The organism is Geodermatophilus sp. SYSU D01036, assembly GCF_054050435.1.
On sequence record NZ_JBJGZJ010000050.1, the window covers coordinates 1 to 9,158 of the forward strand.

The following is a 9,158-nucleotide window of genomic DNA, read 5'->3' on the forward strand; positions in this document are numbered from 1 at the left end:
CCCCCCCCCCCCCCCCCCCCCCCCCCCCCCCCCCCCCCCCCCCCCCCCCCCCCCCCCCCCCCCCCCCCCCCCCCCCCCCCCCCCCCCCCCCCCCCCGGGGAGGGGACGTACGACCGGGGGATGACGCCGGGGTCCGCCCGCGGGGGCAGGGACGGCGGACGCGGGATCACCGCTGACGACGACGCGGGACGACGGCCGCCGCAGCGAGGGTCTCCGTGTCCCCAGAAGCGATCCGCGGAGGTCCCCCGTGTCCGTCCCCGTCATGACCGTCCCCGGCGAGCCGCCGGCGTCGGTGCCGTCCGCCGCCGTCCGCGCCACCGGCCTGACCAAGGTGTACGGCTCCGGCGAGGCTCGGGTCGTCGCGTTGGACGGCGTCGACGTCACGTTCGCCCGCGGCGGGTTCACCGCGATCATGGGCCCGTCCGGGTCGGGCAAGTCGACGCTCATGCACTGCCTGGCCGGCCTGGACACCGCCACCTCCGGGCAGGTGTTCCTCGGCGACACCGAGCTCACCCGCCTGCGCGACGACGAGCTGACCCGGCTGCGCCGCGACCGGATCGGCTTCGTCTTCCAGGCCTTCAACCTGCTGCCGGTGCTCGACGCGCGGGAGAACGTCGTGCTGCCGATGCAGCTGGCCGGCCGCCGTCCCGACCCGGCCTGGTTCGACGCCGTGATCGCCCGGCTCGGCCTGCGCGAGCGGCTGCGGCACCGCCCCTCGGAGCTGTCGGGCGGTCAGCAGCAGCGGGTGGCCATCGCCCGGGCGCTGCTCCCCCGCCCCGACGTCGTGTTCGCCGACGAGCCCACCGGCAACCTCGACTCCCGCGCCGGCGCCGAGGTGCTCGACCTGCTGCGCAGCAGCGTCCGCGAGACCGGCCAGACCGTCGTCATGGTCACCCACGACCCGACCGCGGCCTCCTACGCCGACCGCGTCGTGCTGCTCGCCGACGGCCGCCCCGCCGGGGAGATCGAGCGGCCCACCGCCGCGTCCGTGCTCGAGGCGCTCCGCGGGCTCGGGGGCTGACCGGTGCTGTCCACCACCCTGGCGGGCCTGCGCGCGCACCTGCCGCGGCTGGTCGCCTCCTGCCTGGCCGTGGTCCTCGCGGTGGCCTTCGTGGTCGCCACCCTCGTGCTCAACGAGACCACCCGCAGCACCGTGCTCACCGCCGCCGGTGCCCGCTACCTGGGGGCCGGCGCCGTGGTCACCTCCGACGACGGCGGCTCGCTGCTGGACGACGTCCCCGCGCTCACCGCCCTGGACGGCGTCCGGGCCGTCGCGCCGGAGTGGGAGACCTCGGTGCAGGCGGTCGCGCCGGGCCGCACCGGCGCGCAGTACCTGCTGGTCGGCGCGGTCGCCGACGACCCCGCGCTGCGCTGGCAGCGGCTGGCCGACGGCGCGCTGCCCGACCGGCCCGGCGAGGTCGCCGTCAGCGGGCGCGTCGGTGCGGACGTCGGCGACGTGCTCCAGGTGGCCGGCACCGCCCCGGACGGCACGCAGACCTCCACCCCCGTGACCGTCACCGGGGTGGTCGACCTCGGCGGCGACCCCGAGGCCGGCCTCTACGGCCGCGCGTGGGCCACCCCGGACCAGGCGCAGGAGTGGGGCGCGGCCGACCCGGTCGAGCTGCGGATCGCCGGCGCACCGGGCACCGACGCCGACGCCCTCGTCGCCGCGGTGCGCGACGCCCTCGCCGGGCAGGCGCTGACCGTGCGCACGGGCACGGAGCAGGCCGAGCACCGCGCGGCGTCGATGCTCGGCAACGCCACCGCGCTGGCCGCCGTGCTGCTGGTGTTCGGCACCGTCGCGGTCGTCGTCGCGGGGCTGGTCATCGCCAACACGTTCGCCGTGCTCCTCGCCCAGCGCACCCGCGAGCTGGCGCTGCTGCGCTGCGTCGGCGCCACCGCGCGGCAGGTGCGCCGGGGCGTGCTGGTCGAGGCCGCGGTCACCGGGCTGGCCGCCTCGGCGGTCGGGGTCGGAGCCGGCGTGGGGCTGGCCGCCGCGGTCTCCGCGCTCGCCGGCGGCGTGGACTCCCCCGTGCCACTGTCCGGGCTGGCCGTGCCGCTCACCGCGGTCGTCGCGGGGCTGGCCGTGGGCACGCTGACCACCCTGCTGGCCGCGCTCGCCCCGGCCCGCGCGGCGACCCGGGTGGCGCCGCTGGCCGCGCTGCGCCCGCTCGACCCCGCACCCCTGCGCTCCCGCCCGGGCGTCCTGCGCCTGGTGCTCGGCCTGCTCCTGCTCGTGCCCGGGGCGGGGCTGCTCGCGCTGGGCGTGGCGGTGTCCACGGTGTTCGTCGCGCTGCCCGGCGGCGTGGCGAGCTTCCTGGGCGTGGTGCTGCTCGCCCAGCGCGGGGTGCCGCCGGTGGTCCGCGCGACGGGCCGCCTGGTGTCCCGCGTGGGCGGGGTGCCGGCCCGGCTGGCGGCCGGGAACGCCACGCGCAACCCCCGCCGCACGGCCGCGACGGCGACCGCGCTGCTCATCGGCGTCACCCTGACCACCGCGATGGTGGTGGGCACCGCGTCCACCCGGGCGACGGCGACCGCCGGGCTGGCCGCCGCCTACCCCGCCGACGTCGTCGTCGAGGGGCCGGCCGGGGAGCTGCCGGCGTCCCTGCTGGACCGGCTCGGGGAGCTGGACGGCGTCGCGACCGGCACCGCGCTCACCACCGCCGAGCCCGCCGGCCCCGACGGGCAGCCGTGGCGGTCCTACGGCGTGGACGCCGCGACCGCCGTCCCGGCGCTGCGGTCGACGGCCGACCTGCGGCTGCCCCGGCCGGGCGAGGCGCTCGTCCCGGAGTGGCTGGCCGACTCCTGGTCGGTCGGCACGGGCGACCTGGTGCGGCTGTCCCTCGACGGCCGCACGCTCACGCTGCGCGCGGAGGTCGTGGACGGGGACGCGCCGCTGCTGCTCGACGGCGCCGACCTCGCCGCCCTCGCCCCGGACGCCGCGGTCGGCCAGCTGTGGCTGCGGCTGGACGACGCCGACGCCGACGCGCAGGCCACCGTCGTCGACACCGTCACCGACACGGTCGGGACGGCGGTGCCCGAGGCGCAGGTGACCGGCGTCGTGAGCCTGCGCCAGCAGCTGGACCGGGTGCTCGACGTGCTGCTGCTGGTGGTCACCGGCCTGCTCGGCGTCGCGGTGGTCATCGCGCTGATCGGCGTGGGCAACACGCTGGCGCTGTCGGTGGTGGAGCGGCGGCAGGAGAACGGCCTGCTGCGCGCGATGGGGCTGACGCGTGGCCAGCTGCGCAGGCTGCTCGCCTGGGAGGCGGTGCTGGTCTCGGGGGTGGCCGCGGTGCTCGGCGTCGTCCTCGGCGGGGTCTACGGGGTGAGCGGCACCGCGTCGGTGCTGGGCATGGCCGGCGAGGTCGTGGTCGCGGTGCCGTGGCTGCAGGTCGGCGGGATCGTCGTCGTCGCGACGCTGGCCGGGTTGCTGGCCTCGGTGCTGCCCGCCCGCCGCGCGGCCCGCACCGCCCCCGTGGCCGCCATCGCCGCCGTCTAGTCCGCGATCACGGCGCCGTGACCGCCCGCGGGGGTGCGGAGGTGGTCACGGCGCCGTGATCGCGGGGCCTCGGGCTAGGGCCGGACGTCGTCGGGCGGGGCGGGCCAGGGCGGGACGCCGGCCACCGGGCCCTCCCCCAGCGGCGTGGCGAACGCCGGCGCGCGCTTGGCGAGGAAGGCGGCCACGCCCTCGGCGGCGTCGGGACCGCGGCCGAGCTCGGCCAGCGCCCGCGACTCGAGCCGGTGCGCGTCCCAGGGCGAGGGCGCCCCGAGCATCGACCACAGCATCTGCCGGGCCGCGGCGACCGCGACACCAGAGGTGTTGTCGGCGATCTCCCGGGCCAGGTCGAGCGCGGCGGGCAGCAGGTCGGCGTCGGGGACCACCCGGCTGACCAGCCCGCCGCGCAGCGCCTCGGCGGCGCCGAACACCCGGCCGGTGGCCACCCACTCCACCGCCTGGCTGATGCCGACCACCCGCGGCAGGAACCACGTCGACGCCGCCTCCGGCGTGATGCCGCGCCGGGCGAAGACGAAGCCGAAGCGGGCGGACTCCGCGGCGATCCGCACGTCCATCGGCAGCACCATCGTCGCGCCGATGCCGACCGCCGGGCCGTTGACCGCGGCGATCACCGGCTTGCGCAGCGCGGCGAACGGCAGCGACGCGACCCCACCCCAGTCCCGCGCGACGCCGTCGACGGTCCCCTGCACCGGCGGGCCCTCGCCGCGGTCGGCGAAGGTCCCCGAGCCCGCGCCCAGGTCGGCACCGGCGCAGAACGCCCGCCCCTCCCCGGTGACGACGACGACCCGCACCGCCTCGTCGGCGTCCGCGGCCGCCGCGGCCCGGCCCAGCTCGGCGGCCATCACCGGGGTGAAGGCGTTGAGCCGGTCGGGCCGGGACAGGGTGATCGTCGCGACGCGGTCGGCGACGTCGTACCGGAGCTGCTCGAACGTCATCCCAGGGCGCCGGCCTCGGCGAGCCGGGCGACGGTGTCGAGGTGCTCGGCGGCGTCCCCGAGCAGCAGCCGGTCCACCTTGGCGCGGCGCCAGTACAGGTGCGCGTCGTGCTCCCAGGTGAACCCGATGCCGCCGTGGACCTGGATCGCCGTCTCGGTGGCCCGCTCGGCGACCTCGGCGGCGTAGGCCTTGGCGGCGGCCGCGGCCAGCGGGAGCTCGGCCGGCGAGGAGTCGGCCGCCCACGCCGCCCACCACACCAGCGAGCGCAGCTGGTCCACGCCCACCCACGCGTCGACCAGCATGTGCTTGACCGCCTGGTAGGAGCCGATGACCCGGCCGAACGCCTCCCGCTGGCGGGCGTAGTCGACGGCCATCTGCACCGCGCGGTCGGCGGCGCCGAGGTCCTCGGCGGCCAGGACCACCGCGCCCACCTGCCGGGCCCGCGCCCACAGCTGCCCGGCGTCCTCGGCGAGCACCCGGCGGGAGGTCATCCGCACCGAGGCCAGCCCGCGGGTGGCGTCCATCGGCCGGCCCGGGGTCACCTCGCCCTCGCCGACGACGAGCGCGCCGTCCTCGAGGCCGAGGAACAGCGTGGCGTCGGCGGCGTCCAGCGAGGGCGCGGAGCCGGTGACCGGCCCGTCGAGGACGGCGAGCGCGGCCGACCCGTCGGCCAGCTGCGCGGCCAGGTCGGGCGCGGACCCCAGCAGCACCGCGGCGCGCGCGGCGGTGACCAGGGAGGGCCCGGCCAGCACGGCGCCGGCCTGCTCGGCGACGACGGCGAGGTCGAGCACGCTCCCGCCGGCGCCGCCCGCGGACTCCGGCACCGTGATGCCGAGGAAGCCGATGTCGGCCAGCGCCTTGCGCCCGGGACCCGGGACGCCGGCGCCCTCGAGCGCTGCGCGGGCGGCGGCCGGGGTGACCGAGCCGGTGAAGAACTCGCGCGCGCCGGCGGCGGCCGCGCGCTGGTCGTCGGACAGGTCGAAGTTCACCGGGCACCTCCGGAGAACGGCGCGGTCTTGTCGGTGCGGGGTTCCGGCGGCAGGCCGAGGACCCGCTCGCCGAGGATGTTGCGCAGCACCTGGTCGGTGCCGCCGGCGATCGCGATGCCCGGCACGTAGGCCTGCGCCCGCTGCCAGGTGTCGTCGCCGTCGGCGGTGCCGCCGTACACGGCGTCGTCGCCGAGCAGCCGGACGCCGGCGTCGGCGACCAGCCGGGCCGCGGCGGTGCCGCCGAGCTTGCCGGCGCTGGCCTCCGGGCCGGGCACGCCGCCCTGCGACAGCGTGGTGAACCGGCGGTAGCCGGTGTAGCGGGCGGCCAGCGAGGCGACCAGCGCCCGCCCGACCGCCTGCCGGGCCAGCGCCCGCCGCTCCGGGTCGAGCGCGGGCAGCCGGTCGCGGGCGTGCGCGGCCAGCGACTCCGGCGCCGGGCCGATGTCGCTGCCGGCGCCGCCGATCGCGACCCGCTCGTTCATCAGCGTGGTCAGCGCGACCCGCCAGCCCTCGCCGGGCTCGCCGAGCCGCTCGGCGTCGGGCATGCGGACGTCGTCGAAGAAGACCTCGTTGAAGTCCGCGCCGCCGCTCATCTGGCGCAGCGGCCGGACGGTCACGCCCGGCGCGTGCATGTCGACGACGAACATCGTCAGCCCGGCGTGCTTGGGCCGGGCGGGGTCGGTGCGGGTGAGCAGGATGCCGAAGTCGGCGACGTGCGCGAGCGTCGTCCAGACCTTCTGGCCGTTGACCACCCAGTCCTCGCCGTCGCGGACGGCCGAGGTGCGCAGCGCCGCGAGGTCCGAGCCGGAGCCGGGCTCGCTGAACAGCTGGCACCAGACGTCGTCGGCGCGCAGCAGCCGGGCCAGGTAGCGGGAGCGCTGGTCGTCGCTGCCGTGCGCGATCACCGTGGGCCCGCACATGCCGATGCCGATGTGGTTGATCAGCGTGGGGACGCGGGCGCGGGCCAGCTCCTGGACCACGATCGCCTGCTGCACCAGCGTGCCACCCTGGCCGCCGTACTCCCGCGGCCACGTGACGCCGACCAGCCCCGCCTCGGCCAGCACCCGCTGGGTGGCCCGCAGCTCCGCCTCGCGGGAGCGCGCGTCGACCGGCTCCCCCGGCGAGACGTGCAGCAGCTCGGACGCGTGCTCGTCGAGCACGGTGCGGACGTGCGCCCGGTAGGACGCCTCCTCGGGGGTGTCGTCGAAGTCCACCCGGTACCTCCTCGTCGTCGAGCAGTACGGGCCGCAGCGTGACAGCGGTCACCCTCGACGGTCAACGGTGACTGTTCAGCGGCGCGCCGGGGCTCTAGCCTGCGGCGCGTGAGCGCCGAACCCCTCCCGGACGACGGCCCGCGCAGCCGGTCGACCCGCACGGCCGACAGCCGGGCGCTGATCCTCGACGCCGCCGTCGCGTGCCTGGTCGAGTCCGGGTACGCCGGCGCCTCCACCCTGGCCGTGCAGGCCCGGGCCGGGGTGTCCCGCGGCCGGCTGCTGCACCACTTCCCCTCCCGGGCCGAGCTGCTGGTCGCCGCCGCCGGGCACCTGTCGAGCACGCTGCTGGCCGGGGTGGAGGAGCGCGCGGCGGCGGTCATGGCCGACGAGCCGGCCGGGCCCGAGCGGATCGACCGGGCGATCGACCTCATGTGGGCGACGTTCCAGGAGCCGCCGTTCTGGGCGGCGATGGAGCTGTGGGTGGCCGCCCGCACCGACCCGCAGCTGAGGGCGGCGCTGCGGGTCGAGGAGCGCCGGCTGCGGGCGGCGATCCGCCGGGTGGCCGACGGGATCTGGGGCCCGCGGATCGCCTCGGCGCCGCGCTACGCCGAGGTGTGCGAGCTGCTGTTCACCAGCATGCGCGGGGTGGCCTGCGTGTACGCCTTCGAGGAGCGGCCCGCCGCCACCGACCCGCACCTCACCCTCTGGAAGGGACTGGCCGCGCGGATGCTCACGCCGTCCTCCTGACGGTCAGGGTTGACCGCCCCCTGCCACCCCGCCAGCATGACGCAGGTCACACCCGGCGGCGGCGCAGGAGGAACCCGTGGACGACCCGACCCCCCGGCTGCAGGGGCGCGGCATGACGACCGCCGACCAGCTGGCCCGCTGGGCCCGGCGCACCCCCGACGCGGTGGCCGTGCGCTTCTCGGGCACCGGCCGCACCTACGCCGAGCTCGACGAGCGGGTCACCCGGCTGGCGCGGGCGCTGGCCGACCGGGGCGTGGCCGCGGGCGACCGAATGGCCGTCCTGGGGCTCAACGGGATCGAGGTCTGGGAGTCCTACCTCGCCGGCGTGCGGCTGGGCGCGATCGTCGTCCCGGTCAACTTCCGGCTGGTCGCCGACGAGGTGGCCTACGTGCTCACCGACAGCGGGGCGGCCGCCCTCGTGGTCGACACCGCGCTGGCCGGCGTGGCGGCCAAGGCGCGCGAGCAGGCGCCCGGCGTGCGCACCGTCCTGACCATCGGGCAGGACTACGAGGACGCGCTCGCGGCGGCGGCGGCCGAGCCGCTCGACGTCGAGGTCGACGAGGCGGCGCCCGCGTTCATCATGTACACCTCCGGCACCACCGGCCGGCCCAAGGGCGCCGTCCTCACCCACCACAACCTGCTCGTGCACGTGTTCAGCCAGGTGGCCACCCTCGGGGTGGGCCCGGACGACCGGGTCGGTGCGCCGGGGGCGCCGCTGTTCCACATCGCCGGGCTGGCCGGCGGGCTGCCGCCGCTGCTGCTCGGCGGCACCCACGTCATCCTCGCCTCGGGCGGCTTCGACCCGGTGGCCGTGCTCGACCTCATCGAGCGGGAACGGATCTCCAACCTGTTCCTCGTGCCGGCGATGTGGGCGGCCGTGGTGGCGGTGCCGGGGATCGCCGAGCGCGACCTGTCCTGCCTCAAGCGGATCTCCTGGGGCGCGGCGCCGGCGTCGAGCACCCTGCTGCGGTCGATGATCGACACGTTCCCGCAGGCCGAGGTGGTCACCGCCTTCGGCCAGACCGAGTGCAGCCCGGTCACCTGCCTGCTGCGCGGCGAGGACTCGATCCGCAAGATCGGCTCGGTCGGGACGCCGATGCTCAACGTCGAGGTCCGCGTCGTCGACGACGCCATGCAGGACGTGCCGCGCGGCGAGGTCGGCGAGATCGTCTACCGCAGCCCGATGGTGATGAAGGAGTACTGGGGCAAGCCCGAGGCGACGGCGGAGGCGTTCGCCGGCGGCTGGTTCCACTCCGGCGACCTGGTGCGCGAGGACGAGGACGGCTACTTCTACGTCGTCGACCGCAAGAAGGACATGATCATCAGCGGCGGCGAGAACGTGTACTGCGCCGAGGTGGAGGACGCGCTCGCCGCACACCCCGGCGTCGCCGAGGTGGCGCTGATCGGGGTGCCCGACCCGCGCTGGGGCGAGGCGCCGCTGGCGGTGATCGCGCCGCGGGACCCGGAGAACCCGCCCACCCCCGCCGAGCTGTCGGCCTGGTGCGGCGAGCGACTGGCCCGCTACAAGCACCCGCGGGAGTACTCGGTGGTGTCCGCGCTGCCGCGCAACCCCAGCGGCAAGGTGCTCAAGACCGCGTTGCGGGAGGAGCACCGCGCCGGCTCGCTGGTCTCCGACCCCGCCGTCTGACACCGAGCTGTGGGGGGGGGGGGGGGGGGGGGGGGGGGGGGGGGGGGGGGGGGGGGGGGGGGGGGGGGGGGGGGGGGGGGGGGGGGGGGGGGGGGGGGGGGGGGGGGG

7 protein-coding genes are annotated in these 9,158 nt (G+C 77.7%); 4 read left to right on the forward strand and 3 right to left on the reverse strand.

Annotated features, from left to right (window positions below; all coding sequences use genetic code 11):
* Positions 1 to 247: 247 nt before the first annotated feature.
* Together ACI8AR_RS23665 and ACI8AR_RS23670 are read left to right on the forward strand one after the other, a co-directional pair.
* Positions 248 to 1,021 carry an ABC transporter ATP-binding protein gene (locus ACI8AR_RS23665; RefSeq protein ID WP_457053173.1) on the forward strand — a complete coding sequence of 258 codons (774 nt, stop codon included), beginning with the start codon at positions 248 to 250 and terminating at the stop codon, positions 1,019 to 1,021.
* A gap of 3 nt (positions 1,022 to 1,024) precedes the next feature.
* Positions 1,025 to 3,499, forward strand: coding sequence for an FtsX-like permease family protein (locus tag ACI8AR_RS23670; RefSeq protein ID WP_457053174.1), 2,475 nt, complete (start codon positions 1,025 to 1,027; stop codon positions 3,497 to 3,499).
* 74 nt (positions 3,500 to 3,573) lie between these two features.
* Here the strand turns inward: ACI8AR_RS23670 and ACI8AR_RS23675 are convergent, their stop codons facing one another.
* The 3 genes from ACI8AR_RS23675 to ACI8AR_RS23685 are packed head-to-tail and all read right to left on the reverse strand — an operon-like array spanning position 3,574 to position 6,655.
* On the reverse strand, positions 3,574 to 4,452 hold the full coding sequence (locus ACI8AR_RS23675; RefSeq protein ID WP_457053175.1) for an enoyl-CoA hydratase-related protein: 879 nt from the start codon (positions 4,450 to 4,452) through the stop codon (positions 3,574 to 3,576).
* The gene (locus ACI8AR_RS23680) at positions 4,449 to 5,441 is read right to left on the reverse strand and encodes an acyl-CoA dehydrogenase family protein (RefSeq protein WP_457053176.1); all 993 of its coding nucleotides are present in this window, start codon (positions 5,439 to 5,441) and stop codon (positions 4,449 to 4,451) included. The genes ACI8AR_RS23675 and ACI8AR_RS23680 overlap by 4 nt, the downstream gene beginning before the upstream one ends.
* Entirely contained in the window at positions 5,438 to 6,655 is a 1,218-nt protein-coding gene (locus tag ACI8AR_RS23685) for an acyl-CoA dehydrogenase family protein (RefSeq protein WP_457053177.1), read from the reverse strand. Before ACI8AR_RS23685 ends, ACI8AR_RS23680 begins: the two co-directional genes overlap by 4 nt.
* A 108-nt stretch (positions 6,656 to 6,763) precedes the next feature.
* On the opposite strand from ACI8AR_RS23685, the gene ACI8AR_RS23690 reads away from it, so the two are divergent.
* Both ACI8AR_RS23690 and ACI8AR_RS23695 read left to right on the forward strand, forming a co-directional pair.
* Positions 6,764 to 7,402, forward strand: a complete 639-nt coding sequence (locus ACI8AR_RS23690; RefSeq protein ID WP_456926148.1) for a TetR/AcrR family transcriptional regulator — start codon at positions 6,764 to 6,766, stop codon at positions 7,400 to 7,402.
* Positions 7,403 to 7,478: 76 nt separating this feature from the next.
* Entirely contained in the window at positions 7,479 to 9,050 is a 1,572-nt protein-coding gene (locus ACI8AR_RS23695; protein WP_457053178.1) for a long-chain-fatty-acid--CoA ligase, read from the forward strand.
* Positions 9,051 to 9,158: the final 108 nt, after the last annotated feature.

What these genes read in the sequence shown, in the direction of transcription:
- ACI8AR_RS23675 (WP_457053175.1), bottom strand. Translation starts at nt 4,452, where the DNA reads ATGACGTTCGAGCAGCTCCGGTACGACGTCGCCGACCGCGTCGCGACG.